The organism is Erwinia typographi, from assembly GCF_000773975.1.
GTDB lineage: Bacteria > Pseudomonadota > Gammaproteobacteria > Enterobacterales > Enterobacteriaceae > Erwinia > Erwinia typographi.
Window position 1 is genome coordinate 200,377 of record NZ_JRUQ01000062.1, and the last position, 14,128, is coordinate 214,504.

General features: G+C 56.5%; 13 protein-coding genes and 1 other annotated feature. Of the genes, 4 read left to right on the plus strand and 9 right to left on the minus strand.

Annotated elements, in window-relative coordinates; translation table 11 throughout:
- Positions 1-2: 2 nt before the first annotated feature.
- The gene (locus NG99_RS22000) at positions 3-1,601 is read left to right on the plus strand and encodes a hypothetical protein (RefSeq protein WP_052130829.1); all 1,599 of its coding nucleotides are present in this window, start codon (positions 3-5) and stop codon (positions 1,599-1,601) included.
- Positions 1,602-1,630: 29 nt separating this feature from the next.
- On the opposite strand, the gene thrC is transcribed toward NG99_RS22000, so the two are convergent.
- The 5 genes from thrC to NG99_RS22020 form a co-directional block, all read right to left on the minus strand.
- Positions 1,631-2,917 carry a threonine synthase gene (thrC, locus tag NG99_RS22005; protein WP_034897787.1) on the minus strand — a complete coding sequence of 429 codons (1,287 nt, stop codon included), beginning with the start codon at positions 2,915-2,917 and terminating at the stop codon, positions 1,631-1,633.
- A 3-nt stretch (positions 2,918-2,920) separates the two neighbouring features.
- On the minus strand, positions 2,921-3,850 hold the full coding sequence (gene thrB, locus NG99_RS22010) for a homoserine kinase (RefSeq protein ID WP_034897789.1): 930 nt from the start codon (positions 3,848-3,850) through the stop codon (positions 2,921-2,923).
- Between the two features lie 2 nt (positions 3,851-3,852).
- Positions 3,853-6,315, minus strand: coding sequence for a bifunctional aspartate kinase/homoserine dehydrogenase I (gene thrA, locus NG99_RS22015; protein WP_034897791.1), 2,463 nt, complete (start codon positions 6,313-6,315; stop codon positions 3,853-3,855).
- A gap of 25 nt (positions 6,316-6,340) precedes the next feature.
- Positions 6,341-6,462 (minus strand) — a sequence feature (Thr leader region).
- Positions 6,398-6,469, minus strand: a complete 72-nt coding sequence (gene thrL / locus NG99_RS30400; protein ID WP_072017646.1) for a thr operon leader peptide — start codon at positions 6,467-6,469, stop codon at positions 6,398-6,400. (Overlaps the previous feature by 65 nt.)
- Before the next feature lie 193 nt (positions 6,470-6,662).
- Complete coding sequence (locus tag NG99_RS22020) at positions 6,663-7,361, minus strand: tRNA/rRNA methyltransferase (RefSeq protein ID WP_034897793.1); 699 nt, start codon at positions 7,359-7,361, stop codon at positions 6,663-6,665.
- A 599-nt stretch (positions 7,362-7,960) separates the two neighbouring features.
- On the opposite strand from NG99_RS22020, the gene arcA reads away from it, so the two are divergent.
- The gene (arcA, locus tag NG99_RS22025; RefSeq protein ID WP_034897795.1) at positions 7,961-8,677 is read left to right on the plus strand and encodes a two-component system response regulator ArcA; all 717 of its coding nucleotides are present in this window, start codon (positions 7,961-7,963) and stop codon (positions 8,675-8,677) included.
- 58 nt (positions 8,678-8,735) lie between these two features.
- On the opposite strand, the gene creA is transcribed toward arcA, so the two are convergent.
- Positions 8,736-9,206 (minus strand): protein CreA, encoded by a 471-nt coding sequence (gene creA, locus NG99_RS22030; RefSeq protein WP_034897797.1) that lies wholly within the window; start codon positions 9,204-9,206, stop codon positions 8,736-8,738.
- A gap of 189 nt (positions 9,207-9,395) precedes the next feature.
- On the opposite strand from creA, the gene robA reads away from it, so the two are divergent.
- Positions 9,396-10,286, plus strand: a complete 891-nt coding sequence (gene robA, locus NG99_RS22035; protein WP_034897800.1) for an MDR efflux pump AcrAB transcriptional activator RobA — start codon at positions 9,396-9,398, stop codon at positions 10,284-10,286.
- Between the two features lie 64 nt (positions 10,287-10,350).
- On the opposite strand, the gene gpmB is transcribed toward robA, so the two are convergent.
- A complete protein-coding gene (gene gpmB, locus NG99_RS22040; protein WP_034897803.1) occupies positions 10,351-10,998 on the minus strand; it encodes a 2,3-diphosphoglycerate-dependent phosphoglycerate mutase GpmB in 648 nt (215 codons plus the stop codon).
- A 50-nt stretch (positions 10,999-11,048) separates the two neighbouring features.
- Between gpmB and yjjX the strand changes: the two genes are divergently transcribed.
- Positions 11,049-11,594 (plus strand): inosine/xanthosine triphosphatase, encoded by a 546-nt coding sequence (gene yjjX, locus NG99_RS22045; RefSeq protein WP_034897805.1) that lies wholly within the window; start codon positions 11,049-11,051, stop codon positions 11,592-11,594.
- On the opposite strand, the gene trpR is transcribed toward yjjX, so the two are convergent.
- Together trpR and sltY are read right to left on the minus strand one after the other, a co-directional pair.
- On the minus strand, positions 11,580-11,909 hold the full coding sequence (gene trpR, locus NG99_RS22050; protein ID WP_034897808.1) for a trp operon repressor: 330 nt from the start codon (positions 11,907-11,909) through the stop codon (positions 11,580-11,582). The genes yjjX and trpR overlap by 15 nt on opposite strands.
- Before the next feature lie 53 nt (positions 11,910-11,962).
- Positions 11,963-13,885 carry a murein transglycosylase gene (gene sltY, locus NG99_RS22055; protein ID WP_034897811.1) on the minus strand — a complete coding sequence of 641 codons (1,923 nt, stop codon included), beginning with the start codon at positions 13,883-13,885 and terminating at the stop codon, positions 11,963-11,965.
- Positions 13,886-14,128: the final 243 nt, after the last annotated feature.

Here is a 14,128-nt window from a genome sequence, read left to right on the forward strand (position 1 = left end):
CTATGAGTAACCCTATTCAGCATCCCGCCGTAAATATCCCGATGGTCGCGCCCGGCGTGCGCGGCGATGAGGAGAGCGGTCCACTGCCCGATAATGGCCCAGGACGAGCGACCAGGGCCGCCGCCAGCGCGGGGCAATTTTTATCAGGCCTGAAGGAAGGCGCGGGGTCGCTGGTCAACAAAGGATCGACCGCCGCCTGGAATGGAATGAAAACCGGTGGCAATGCCGCGTGGGATAAGGCAAAAACAGCAGGCAATACCACCTGGGGCGGGATGAAAACCGGCGGCAGCATGGCCTGGAACGGCGGCAAAACCGTCGGGAATGCTGGCTGGAAAGGGGCCAAAATTGCCGGTAAGGCGGGCTGGGCAGAAACTAAAGCATCGGCCGTAAGTCTGGGCAAATTCACCCTGACTCCGTTACAGAATAAAGCCTGGGGCGCGCTTGGCGGCCATGCCCTGCAACAAATGGTCACCTGCGGCCTGCCAACGATGATGCGGGAAGAAGCGTTTATTGAAGCCTACAACGCGATGCTACCGCATCTGGTCGAGAAGCACCCTGCCGTCGCTGTCGGTTTGCAGGTTGCCGTTTCGCTGGCCAACGTCGCGGCGCAGCACCACCTGCGGGAACCCAGGCTGGAAAGAGACCCGGATAACAACCAGGTGGCCGTCAGGGGCCAGTTTGGCCTCAGCCCAGGCCAGGCGGATGTGATGCGCCGGGATCACCCAAATGAGTGGGCGCGCCTTACGGAGCAGAATAGCACCGACTCAAAACGCGTGACCGGGCAACAGGTCGCCGCCGAGCTGCTGAACATCGGCATGTCGGTAGCGGGCGTGCTGACCAAAAACCCCGGCCTGACCGCCCGCGTGCTCAGCACCCAGCTACGTAACGTTATCTACGCCGGTACTCGCGAATCCCTCCAGGCCACGGGCAGCATGGTGGCCTCGCGCGATGGCAAACCCAGCCACGGCGTCAACGATGACAATATGGGCACTAACGGCGCCTGGTACACCCTGAATACGCTGGCGATGGGAATGTTGCAGGATGGGTTGATTCAGAAAGCGCTGCCAAAAGGCTATAGCGTGTCAGGGCCGGAGATCCGCGACGCGTCGGGTCAGCGGCTTAGCGGTAAAGACCTGCACGAAATGGGCGCTATTGTTTCGGCGCTTCGCGCTGCCTGCAATACGGTTATTGAAACGGGCGATGCTTTCCTCGGCAAGCATTACGATGCCAAACAGGTTGGCGATTCGCAGAAATTTTCCCCTTCCCTGCCGATGAAAGATTATGGCCGCCTGCTGGATCACTCGATTGCCCGCCTGAGCTGGAATAATTTTGCTAACGGCAGCACGCTGGCCGCCCAGCAAATTATGGGCGCGATCACTAAAGGCAATATGTCGCCGGTACTTTCAAGCCTGTTCAACAACGCCGGGACGGCTGCCGCGTTTGGCCTGACCTACAAGATGGTCAATCAGATCTATCAGGCGCACAGCAAAGTCCGCGGCGCCGTCGCGGCGGCGGCATCTGCACCCGCCCAGCAGCCAGCCAATAACCCGCCAGTTGGCGGCCGACAGGCCATCGCGGCTGGAGATGACGGGAACGTATAAAGAAACGGCCCTGAACAGGGCCGCTGAGATTATTTATGTAGCAGGAATGCCCGTAGCTCGGTGAAATCCGCCGCCATTTTGTGCGACAGTAGCGGCAGCTTAGCACGCTCCGCCAGCGCTTCTGGCACAGGCAGCTTGCGGTCGAGGATCGCTTCCACGCTCTCAATAAATTTAGCTGGATGCGCAGTGCCAAGGAACAGGCCAAACTCCCCTTCCTTCAGCTGATCGCGCAGCATACGGTAGGCAATCGCCGCGTGGGGTTCGGAAACATAGCCCAGATCCGCCAGCTCGCGCAGGGTTTCCTTAGTGGTTTCATCATCCACCGCACCATAGCCAAGATCGGCCAGGCGCCAGGTTTTGCGGCGAAAAATTTCCTCCACGCGCGGCCAGTTATTCGGCTGGCTGACGTCCATGGCATTAGATAAGGTCGCCACGGTCGCGTTCGGTTGCCATTCGCCATTCACGAGGAAGCGCGGCACCGTATCGTTGGCATTGGTCGCCGCGATAAAGCGTTTCACCGGCAGGCCGAGCGACTTCGCCAGCAGTCCAGCGGTCAGATCGCCGAAGTTGCCGCTGGGGACCGAGATAACCAGCTGATTACGCTTCTCCTGCGGCAGTTGGGCGACCGCCTCGAAGTAGTAGCAAATCTGCGCCAGCAGGCGGCTGATATTGATGGAGTTAGCCGAGTTCAGGCCAATCGCCTTCTTCAGCGGCTCATCGTCAAACGCCTGCTTAACCAGCGCCTGGCAGGCATCGAAATCGCCGTCGATGGCAATGGTCTGGATGTTGCCACCCAGCGTACAGAACAGTTTTTCCTGTAGCGGGCTGATTTTTCCCTGAGGGTAGAGGATCACCACCCGGACGTTTTCCATACCGTAAAAGGCATGGGCCACGGCCGCACCGGTATCACCAGAGGTGGCGGTCAGGATAGTGATTTTTTCATCAGCGCCGCTGACGTAAGAGAGCATCTGCGCCATGAAGCGGCCGCCGAAGTCTTTAAAAGCCAGCGTCGGACCGTGGAACAACTCCAGCGCGGCGATATCACCGGTGACTTCTTTGACCGGCGCGGGGAAGCTGAAGGCCGCTTTCAGGCGCTCGTGCAGCTGGCGAGGCGCGATCTCATCGCCAACAAAGGCCGAAAGAATTTTGCTACTGCGGGTAACGAAATCCATTTCCAGCATCTCGTCGATATCGGTCAGTTCAAACTCCGGCAGCTCCAGCGGAAAAAACAGGCCCTGCTGTTTGCCCAGACCTTGTTTGACGGCCTGTGAGAAGCTTACCTGCTCGTTATGATCCTTTAGGTTGTACAGTTTCATGCGTTATCCCAGTTTACGTGCGCCTGCCGTGTCTACACGACAGATATGAACGAAGCCTTCATCATTTTGCAGATAGTGCTGGCTGAGCCACTCAGCCATACGCTGCGCCGTGTCCATCTGGTTACAGACGGCAAACAGCGTCGGGCCAGAGCCTGAAATGCCGCAGGCCAGCGCGCCAATATCCTGCGCGGCCTGACGGGCTTCAGCAAACCCCGGTAAAAGTTTGGTGCGGTAAGGCTCGGCGATCACATCGCGCATCAGCTTCGCCGCCAGCTCCGGCTGCTGCGTGTGGCAGGCATGAATAAACCCACCCAAATAGCGGCCGTGCTTAATAATATCTTCTTTCCGGTACTGCGCTGGCAGAATCGCCCGCGCTTCGGCAGTGGAAACCTTAATGCCGGGATAGGCCATTACCCACAGCCAGTCATTAAAGCCTGGCACCGACTGGCTGATAATCCCATTTTCTTCCAGCATCAGCTGAATGCCACCCAGGAAACAGGGCGCCACGTTATCGTAGTGCACGCTGCCGGAAATACGCCCTTCCAGTTCGCCCATCAGCGCCAGCAGCTCGGTGTCGCTCAGCGGCTTACCGCAGTGCTCGTTCATCGCCATCAGGCCAGCTACGACCGAACAGGCGCTGGACCCCAGACCTGAACCAATCGGCATGTTCTTTTCCAGCGTCATCGCCACCGGCACGCGCCTGCCGATCGCTTCACAGAAGCGATCCCAGCATTGCCAGACGATGTTTTCCTCGGCTTTGGCGGGCAGCTTGCTGACAAAACGGCCCTCGTTGCGCAGGCTGAACTCGCTGGCCGCTTCCACGGTGACGCAATCCCCCAGCAGCGAGCCGTCAACAGGCGAAACGGCCGCGCCCAACACATCAAAGCCCACGCTGACGTTGCCGATTGAGGCAGGGGCATAAATCTTAACCATTGTTAAACTCCCAACTTCCATGACAAGGTGCGCAGCAGATCGGCGAATACGCCCGCCGCAGTCACATCATTACCGGCGCCGTACCCCCGCAGAACCAGCGGAATAGGCTGATAGTAGCGACTATAGAAAGCCAGCGCATTCTCACCGTTTTTCACTTTATACAGCGGATCGTTGCCGTCCACGGCATCAATTTTCACCCGACAATGGCCGCCCTCTTCAATTACGCCAACAAAACGCAGCACTTTCCCCTCTTCGCTGGCTTTTGCCACCCGGGTCGCGAAAGCGTCATCCAGCTCCGGCAAACGTGCCATAAAGGTATCCACATCGGCAATCGCCGTGAGCGATTCTGGCAGCACGGCCTCGATGTCAATATCGCTCAGCTCCAGCTGATGGCCCGCCTCGCGCGCCAGGATCAGCAGCTTACGCGCCACGTCCATACCGGACAGATCGTCACGCGGGTCCGGCTCCGTGAAGCCCAATTCACGGGCGACCTTCGTCGCCTCAGACAGCGAAACCCCTTCGTCCAGCTTGCCAAAAATAAAGGACAGCGAACCGGAGAGTATCCCGGAGAAACGCAGCAGCTCATCACCGGCGTTCAGCAGATTTTGCAGATTCTCAATGACCGGCAGGCCCGCGCCCACGTTGGTATCATAAAGGAATTTACGGCGTGAATTTGCGGCCGCGGCCCGCATCTGCTGATAGTAATTCCACGAGGAGGTGTTGGCCTTTTTATTCGGCGTCACTACGTGGAAACCTTCGGCAAGGAAGTCCGCATACTGATCGGCAACCGCCTGGCTGGAAGTACAGTCAACAATCACCGGGTTAAGCAGATGATACTCTTTCACCAGGCGGATCAGACGGCCCAGGTTGAAAGAGTCCTTTGCTTCTTTCAGCGACGCCTGCCAGTTTTCCAGCGGAATGCCGTGTACGTTGGTCAGCAGCGCTTTGGAATTGGCAATGCCGCAGACGCGCAGATCGATATGCTTGTTCTTCAGCCACGCCTGCTGGCGATGAAGCTGCTCGATCAGTGCCGCGCCCACGCCGCCGACGCCAATCACGAAAACTTCGATCACCTGATCGGTGGCAAACAACATCTGATGCACCACGCGCACGCCGGTCGTGGCCTGATCGTTATCCACGACGACCGAGATAGATCGCTCTGAAGAGCCCTGGGCGATAGCGACGATGTTGATGTTGGCCCGCGCCAGCGCGGAGAAGAATTTCGCGGAGATGCCGCGCAGCGTGCGCATCCCGTCGCCCACCACCGAGATCACGGCCAGATGTTCCATCACATCCAGCGGCTCAAGCAGGCCATCTTTCAGCTCAAGATAGAACTCTTCCTCTAACACGCGACGCGCGCGCGCCTGGTCGCTTTGCGGTACGCAAAAGCTGATGCTGTATTCTGAAGAGGACTGGGTAATCAGCACCACTGAAATGCCGCTGCGCGACATCGCTGCGAACACTCTCGCCGCCATGCCGATCATCCCTTTCATCCCAGGGCCGGAAACGTTAAACATCGCCATGTTGTTAAGATTGGTGATGCCCTTCACCGGGTTATCATCATTCGAACTGTCGCCGCCAATCAGCGTGCCAGGCGCCTGGGGGTTGGCGGTATTCTTGATCAGGCAAGGGATCTGGAACTGAGCAATGGGCGTGATGGTGCGCGGGTGCAGAACTTTTGCGCCAAAATAAGAAAGCTCCATCGCTTCCTGATAGGACATCGATTTCAGCAGGCGGGCATCGGGAACCTGACGAGGATCGCAGGTATAAACGCCGTCGACATCGGTCCAGATCTCGCAGCAGTCCGCACGTAAGCAGGCTGCCAGCACGGCAGCGGAGTAGTCTGAGCCGTTACGACCCAGGACCACCAGCTCACCTTTGTCGTTACCCGCGGTGAAACCGGCCATCAGGATCATATTGCCCGGCGGGATCTGGCTGGCGGCAATGCGGCGGGTGGATTCAGGAATGTCGACGGTGGATTCAAGATAGTGACCGACGGCCAGCAGCTTCTCAACCGGGTCGATCACGCTGACGCCGTGGCCGCGCGCCAGCAGCAGCGCCTCCATGATAGCGATAGAGAGCTTCTCTCCCCGGCAAATGATTGCCGCGTTGACGCTGTCCGGGCACTGCCCAAGCAGGCCAATACCGTGCAGAACCTGCTTAAGCTGAGCAAACTCCTGGTCGACAACCTTTTTCAGCCTGTCGTACTGGAAGCCCGGCTGCGCTTCTGCCAGACCTTGCAGCAGCGAGGCAAAAATGCTCTCCGCATCGCTGAGGTTTGGCAAGGCATCCTGACCGCTGATGGTTTTTTCAATCATTGCCACCAGGTGATTGGTGATCTTAGCTGGCGCGGACAATACGGTAGCAACCTGTCCCTGCTTCGCATTACTCTCCAGAATGTCAGCCACGCGCAAAAATCTTTCCGCATTGGCTACTGAGGTTCCACCGAATTTCAGCACTCGCATAATCAAACTCTCCTGAATTTTTGCCGAAAAAAAAGCCCGCACTGTTCAGGTGCGGGCTTTTTTTTGATGTTTCCTGTATGCGTCAGCCCGCACCGTTACCTGGGGTAATGGTGGTGGTAATAATGATTGTTGTCATCAGGCTGTGATTACGCATTATAGATTTGTCGTCTGTCTGGTTATCAATTCTGTCGGCCTTCAGAAGTAAAGCAAACGCCCGGCCAAGTCAATTTTTTTATCGCCCGGCAGTAAAAATCCAGCCGGAGAAGCGTTTTGCACCAGGCGGAAAAGACAGAACCAATCTGTCAGCCGGTGAAATATTGACAGTCAGACTCACTGCCACGGACGTTTTAGTCAGATTTTTTATCTATAAGTTTTTTTTCTACGTCCTGCACCAGTCGGTGCAGCATGGCGCTGTCGCGCTGCGTCAGCAGACCGATACGCTGCGCCAGCCAGTCCACCATTTTACGGTCGTCGTTAACCTCAAGACGAACCAGCAGGCGATCCAGCCGCTGACGCAGCGCGTCCAGCTGCGGCACATCGGCCGGGGCGTCTGTTGTCGCGCTGACCTGCCTTAGCGCCGAAAGCTGATAACAATACACCATCACGGCCTGCCCCAGGTTGAGGGAAGGATAGTCGGCGGTCATTGGCACCCCGGTCAGGACGTCCGCCAGCGCAAGCTCTTCATTGGTCAGCCCGGTGTCCTCGCGGCCAAACACCAGCGCCGCGCTGCCAACCCACTGCAGTTTCTCTTCTAACAGCGTCTGCACCTGCTGAGGCGTGGCGTAGTAGCGGAACTTCGCCCGGCTGCGCGCGGTGGTCGCCACGCTGAAATCAATGTCTGCCAGCGCCTCGGCCAGGGAGTTCCAGTGCGTGGCGCTGTCCAGAATCTCTCCGGCGCCGTGCGCCACCCAGCGAGCGGCCGGCGCAAGATGAGCCTGGCTATTAACAATCCGCAGCTCGTTAAATCCCATAGTTTTCATGGCGCGGGCTGCCGCGCCGACGTTTTCTGGCCTGTGCGGCGAGACGAGAATAATTGGAAAACGCATAGTTGCCTTAAAAACGGGGCTGGGCGGGAAATCCTCCGAGCCAAGATTGTAAAAAAATTCGCCTGCTCGCAACAAACAAATAACATCCACGGCGTGGAGGCTATCCGGTCATACGCAAATTCTATGACTAGTTTGCAACGAATACCTTAATAAAAACAATTATCAAGATATAAAGCCATACACTTCAACCAATTACTAAATGTTAAATTTTGCCCTGGAATTTCTTATCCCCCTCTTCACTTTCCTCAGTGAACAGGGCATATTTGTGAGCTAAGCTGGCATTCTGGGAAGAGTTTTTCACAAAGTTGTTAACGTGCTACAATTGGTTTGATATAAGTCAACTTAGCGTTGTTTATTACATTTTGCTCAGGCCTTGTACTGTTATATTGCTGTTAATGAGGCTAAGATGTACCCCATTTTTAAGCAGGCCAGAACAGGATGCGCCCTTCTCTGTAACCGAATGCGCTGCCTGATCTTTAATGGCAAGAACATATTCTGTACGGCTGACGTTTCACACCGGATGACTCTCTGCACGATCGGGTCCCATTGCAGCTGTATGCCCTGTTTCAACTTTGTTGGCAATTTTAGGTAGCGAACACATGCAGACCCCGCACATACTTATCGTTGAAGACGAACTAGTAACTCGCAATACTCTCAAAAGTATTTTTGAGGCCGAAGGCTACATGGTTTATGAAGCTACGGATGGTGCCGAAATGCACCATATTCTGACCGAAAATGATATCAACCTGGTGATCATGGATATCAACCTGCCGGGGAAAAATGGCCTGCTGTTAGCCCGCGAACTGCGCGAACAGGCTAACGTCGCCCTGATGTTCCTGACCGGTAGGGATAACGAAGTCGATAAAATTCTGGGCCTGGAAATTGGCGCAGATGACTACATCACCAAACCGTTTAACCCGCGAGAGCTGACTATTCGCGCACGCAACCTGCTTTCGCGCACCATGAACCTTGCGCCGCACAGCGAAGAGCGCAAGCTGGTCGAGAGCTACAAGTTCAACGGTTGGGAGCTGGACATCAACAGCCGTTCGCTGATCGGCCCTCAGGGCGAGCAGTACAAGCTGCCGCGCAGCGAATTCCGCGCCATGCTGCACTTCTGCGAGAATCCGGGAAAAATTCAGACCCGCGCCGATCTGCTGAAAAAAATGACCGGTCGCGAACTGAAGCCTCATGACAGAACGGTAGACGTGACGATTCGTCGCATTCGTAAGCACTTCGAATCCACGCCGGATACGCCAGAAATCATCGCCACCATCCACGGTGAAGGCTACCGTTTCTGCGGCGATCTGCAGGACTGAGCCAATCCGTCTGTGAGAGATTGAGGGCCGGAAGTCCGGCCCTTTTCTATGCAGCGGCCTATTTCCAAGGCATAATAGGAACAGCGCTCAGGGCATTTTTAGGTGAACCGTCCACAACTTTATCGGAATAGCTCAGATAGATCAGTGCATTACGTTTTTGATCGTAAAACCGCACCACCTGCAGCTTTTTAAACACCAGTGACGTACGCTGGCGGAACACGACCTCACCCTCAGCATCACCCTTGGCAATTTTATCGCTAAGTTCAACCGGACCAACCTGCTGACAAGAGATGGCCGCGTCTGAGGTATCCTCAGCCAACCCCAGCCCTCCCTTGATGCCGCCTGTTTTGGCCCGACTGATATAACAGGTTACATTTTTTACATCCGGGTCGTCGAAGGCCTCAACGACGATCTTATGATCGGGCCCGAACATCTTAAATACCGTATCTACTGAGCCGACCTGCTCGGCCTGAGCCGTTAAGGATGTAAAAATTACCGACGTGACTATTAACAATTTTCTCATTGTCATAACGTTACCATTGCTTAGAAAATAGATGACATTGTAAGGTAAACCTCTCTGGTACTTGCCGCATGGTAACACCTCCCCGTGGTTTGACGCGCATCAGCACAGGGTCAAAGTCTGCTTACAGACTGAATGCGTAAAGAAACCCGTAATGGAAATTTCCCTGAAGCAATTTTAACATGGTAAGGATGACTTATGGATCAAGCCGGTATCATTCGCGATTTGCTTGTCTGGCTTGAAAGCCACCTCGATCAGCCGCTGTCTCTCGACAACGTGGCGACTAAGGCTGGTTATTCAAAATGGCACTTGCAAAGAATGTTTAAGGAAGTCACCGGGCACGCGATCGGCGCTTATATACGTGCCCGCCGTTTGTCAAAGGCAGCGGTAGCACTTCGCCTGACCAGTCGTCCCATTCTGGACATTGCCCTACAGTATCGTTTCGATTCTCAGCAAACGTTTACCCGGGCATTTAAGAAGCAGTTCAACCAGACGCCAGCCTGGTATCGCCGCTCGTCTGACTGGAACTCTTTCGGCTTACGTCCCCCGATCCGCCTGGACGATTTTCACATGCCGGAACCGACCTGGGTTAACCTGCCGGAAACCGTGCTGGTTGGGCAGACGCAAAGCTACACCTGCACGCTGGAGCAGATCTCCAGCGCGCGTGGCGAAATGAGGATGCATTTCTGGCGCCAGTTCCTGACTGAAACCGACATGGTGCCGCCGGTGCTGTATGGTCTGCACCAGTCGCGCCCAAGCCAGGAAAAAGATGACGAGCAGGAAATCCTCTACACCACGGCGGTGCCATCGGACAAGCTTTCGCAGCCGATGCAGTCTACTCAGACGGTGCTGCTGGAAGGGGGTGAATACGTGCAGTTCACCTACGAAGGCCCGCACACAAGTTTGCAGGAGTTTATCCTGCTGATTTATGGCACCTGTATGCCGACGCTGCGGCTGACGCGCCGCCAGGGACAGGATATCGAACGTTTCTATACCCACGGCGGCAAGAAGCGCGCAGAGCCGCCGAAAGAGATCCGCTGCGAATATCTGATCCCGATCCGTATGCCCTCTGAGTCAGAAACGGCATAGCAAAAGCGGAGTCCGGCCCCTACAGAAAGCGCCCTTCTTCCGTAGGGGCGCATCGGTTAGCCGCCTAGCGCTGTAGTTCGTCCAGCGCAGGTTCGTCCAGATGTGAAACATCTCCGGCCGTTTCCACCACCCATCCCGCCGCCAGCCAGGCGCTTTGCTGGTGATCGACGCGTGAGATTGAGCAGTTGCGCAGGCGCAGACGGCGCTCCGCATGGGCTGGCAGGCCTAATAGCGTGCTGACCAGCACGCCCAGCGCCATGCCGTGGCTGACGATCAGCGGGCGGCTGCCTTCGGGTAGATGCAGGCAGGCATTCAGCGCATTGTGCATCCGTTCCGCCATCTCGGCCATTGACTCGCCCTGAGGAATACGGCCATTTTCCGTGCCGTCGACCAGCGTTTTCCGCCAGGCTTCTTCTTCTTCACTGAGGGAATCCAGCGGGCGCTGCTCAAGCACGCCCATGTTCAGCTCACGCAGCCTGGGGTCCAGCTCCACGCGGCAGCCACAGGCATCGGCAATGATCTCGGCGGTGTGTTTAGTACGCCCCAAATCGCTGGCGATGACGTGCGTGATGCCAAGGTGTTTCACCCGCTCACCCACCTGACGAGCCTGCTGCTCTCCTTTTTCCGTCAGCGCGCTGTCTGACTGTCCCTGAATGCGGCGGGCTGCATTCCAAAGCGTTTCTCCGTGGCGAACAAGATAGACCTGTAACATGCGATTTTCCGTTATACTGCGACAAATTTGCCTAAAGGGTTCAAACAATTATGTACCATGTTGTCGCTGCTACCATCAATCCAGCCAAAATTAAGGCGATTTCTCAGGCATTCAGCGATGTTTTCGGGGAGGGATCCTGCCATATTGAGGGTGTCGAGGTCGACAGCGGCGTAGCCGCTCAGCCCATAACAAATGTGGAAACGAGAACTGGCGCACGTCATCGCGTGATGAATGCCCGACAGGTCAGGCCAGAAGCCGACTTTTGGGTAGCGATTGAAGCCGGTATCGAAGAGGACAGCGCCTTCGCCTGGATGGTGATTGAAAACCACCAGCTGCGCGGCGAATCCCGCTCCGCCAGTTTCACCCTGCCAGCTATCGTGATGAAAGGCATTCACCAGGGGCGGGAACTGGGGGAAGAGATGTCGCGCCTCACCGGCATTGAAAATATTAAGCACAAGGGCGGCGCCATTGGTGCTTTCACTGGCGGTCTGCTGACGCGGACCAGCGTCTATCATCAGGCATTGATTCTGGCGCTGTGCCCGTTCCACAATGATATCTACCAGATGAACCCGACCAACAATTCAGATCCTGTCTGATCCGCTGAGCAGCTGCGCCTCCAGCCAGGTCTTCAGCGCTGGCGGCGCGCTCTTCAGACTGTTCGATCCCCTGGTGATCGTCGCAATACCGACGCCCAGATCATTCTTCAGCTCACGCTGGCTCAGCTCGCCGCGCATCAGTTCTTCAATAATTCGCAAACGGGTGCCCAGCGCTTCGCGCTCGTCAGGCGTCGTCATTAGCTGGAGCAGCGGCAGATGCAGCCCATTGCCAAAGGCACGTTGCAGCAGCGTCACAAAACGCTGCCACTCTTCGTTGTGCGGTTCCATGGTGACGGGAATGGAAGATTCGCTCATGTGTGGCCCATACTATTCAACTAGTACAGTAGCATAGCACAGGCCAGTCGGAATCAGTAGCGCCGCTGCCACTCGCCGTCGGCGAGTATTTTGTCTGACTTATTCATAAAATGGCGATAGTAAGCGTCATAAGCCAGCACGTTTTTCACGTAGCCGCGCGTTTCGGAGAACGGAATGGTCTCGATAAACGCCACCGAGTCCAGCCGTCCTGCACTGTTGCCCAGCCAGGTTCTCACCCTGGAAGGCCCGGCGTTATAGGCTGCGGAAGAGAAGATGCGGTTCTGACCAAACTGCTGATAGACCGACTCCAGATACTGTGTGCCAATCTGGATGTTGGTTTCGGGGTCTAACAGCTGGCTGCTGTTGCTGTAGCCGGGCAGAGCGTATTTAGTTACCGTATGCTGCGCGGTTGCCGGCATAACCTGCATCAGGCCGGAAGCGCCAACCGGCGAACGGGCCTTTGGATTCCAGGCGCTCTCCTGGCGGGCAATAGCCATGGCATAGCTGACAGGGATGGCCTTGCCGTCAGCATAGCGCTGAAACTGCTGCTGGTAAGCCAGCGGGAAACGCTCCTGCAAATTGTTCCATAATTTACCGGTAATGGTCGCCTGCACGCTCAGATCCCACCAGTTTTGCTGCCAGGCGTAACGCGCCAGCTGCTGCTGCTGGCTGTTGGTCTTGCTGGCAACCAGATAGCTCCATTCGGTGCGGGCCAGATTATCCATGCCCCAGTACATCAGTTCCCGAACGCGTGAGATCTCGGTGCCCTGAGTCAGGCTACTGTCAGGGGTAGGGGCACGATCTATCTGCATCGTATAATCTTCACCCAGCCGCTGGGCCGCCACCATCGGATAGAAACCGCGCTGCTGCATCAGCGTACGCAGAATTTTGTCCGCCTCCTCTTTCCGTCCCTGTTCTATCAGCAGGTCGGCCTGCCAGTACTGCCACTCATCCTTCTGTTTAGCCTCGATCGGCAGACGGGAAATCCAGGTATTCAGCCCGCGGCGATCGTTATTGCCGAGCGACATTCTGACCCGGCGCTCGATAAGCGAGGTAGAGTCGCTGCGCATCACCACGTTATCGCGCCAGCGAGCCTGATCTGAGGTGATATCGTTGCCCATCAGTCGCCAGGCGACGGCCTCATTCAGCTCCTGCTCCTGCTGCTCGCTCATCTTCTGAGCGCTAACCAGTGAAGAGATCATCGCGCGGGCATTTTCGGCATCCTCACGCGCTACGCGGGCAAAGGCGATGGAGGTTGCCTGACGAGTGAAATCGGTGGGACCAACCGCGCGGGCAAAGGTGACGACAGTTTGCGGATTGTTCTGCAGATCCATCACCGCGTTGGCCATGGTCTGATAATCTTCCGGCAGCTGTTTGGCGAGGAAATTCACCAGGCTGCTGTTCCCCTCCTTCATGGCCAGCCGGATGCGTTCCAGCGTAGCGATTGGGGTTTGCTCTCCGGCCGCCTGCCAGGCGTTGAACAGCTTGTCGCAGGTGGTGGGCAGAGACGTACCGCGCAGCCAGATACTCTTCGCACCCTCCCAGGCGACCTGCTGCTGACCGGTGGCCCACTTGGCGTAATACCAGTTGCAGCGGGCGGAGACCGGCTTAGGCTCTTGCGGGCTGAACGCCAGCAGGCCCTGCCAGTCCTGGCGTCGCGCCAGCTCGTTGACGAAGCGTGAAGAGAGGGAGCGCACCGGCGGCAGAGTGGGATACTTCTGGATAAAAGCGTTAACGGCCAGCCCGGTTTCCTGATCCAGATGCTGAGCCAGCTCGCGGTATTCGAGATAAGGATAAAGGGGATAGTCGCGTAGCGTTGGCATCAACTGCGCTACGGTGTCCATTTGATTAGAGTCCCACGCCTGCTTAATTTGCAGGTAACGACTGCGCTGCGCATCCAGAGAGTCCGCGTGCGCCATTCCCGTTACTACGATTAAACAGGCGCCTGCCATCCACAACTGCCACTTGTCCGCCATGACTTTCCCCACGTTAACGCCTCTCTTTGTCAGGAACTTAAGGTACAACTTCCTCCATGCTAACCAGGCTTAGGCCCTACTGCACTGTTCTGCACAAATATTTACTAAACTTTGGTCCGATAGGGCAATTTTTGCTGGCTAAGTCGCCCTTTCAGGTCGCACTGGAGCCTGTTTCCCGCATTACGTCGCCCCATTTTTGTTCAGGCTCTGCCCGACAACTGTGCACCACTCGCGACGCCGCTT

Bases quoted from the DNA above. Each gene is read 5' to 3' on its own strand.
- trpR (WP_034897808.1), bottom strand. From the start codon at position 11,909: ATGAGCGAATCTTCCATTCCCGTCACCATGGAACCGCACAACGAAGAG.
- thrB (WP_034897789.1), bottom strand. From the start codon at position 3,850: ATGGTTAAGATTTATGCCCCTGCCTCAATCGGCAACGTCAGCGTGGGC.
- thrC (WP_034897787.1), bottom strand. From the start codon at position 2,917: ATGAAACTGTACAACCTAAAGGATCATAACGAGCAGGTAAGCTTCTCA.
- NG99_RS22020 (WP_034897793.1), bottom strand. From the start codon at position 7,361: ATGCGTTTTCCAATTATTCTCGTCTCGCCGCACAGGCCAGAAAACGTC.
- arcA (WP_034897795.1), top strand. From the start codon at position 7,961: ATGCAGACCCCGCACATACTTATCGTTGAAGACGAACTAGTAACTCGC.
- yjjX (WP_034897805.1), top strand. From the start codon at position 11,049: ATGTACCATGTTGTCGCTGCTACCATCAATCCAGCCAAAATTAAGGCG.
- NG99_RS22000 (WP_052130829.1), top strand. From the start codon at position 3: ATGAGTAACCCTATTCAGCATCCCGCCGTAAATATCCCGATGGTCGCG.
- robA (WP_034897800.1), top strand. From the start codon at position 9,396: ATGGATCAAGCCGGTATCATTCGCGATTTGCTTGTCTGGCTTGAAAGC.
- gpmB (WP_034897803.1), bottom strand. From the start codon at position 10,998: ATGTTACAGGTCTATCTTGTTCGCCACGGAGAAACGCTTTGGAATGCA.
- sltY (WP_034897811.1), bottom strand. From the start codon at position 13,885: ATGGCGGACAAGTGGCAGTTGTGGATGGCAGGCGCCTGTTTAATCGTA.
- thrA (WP_034897791.1), bottom strand. From the start codon at position 6,315: ATGCGAGTGCTGAAATTCGGTGGAACCTCAGTAGCCAATGCGGAAAGA.
- creA (WP_034897797.1), bottom strand. From the start codon at position 9,206: ATGACAATGAGAAAATTGTTAATAGTCACGTCGGTAATTTTTACATCC.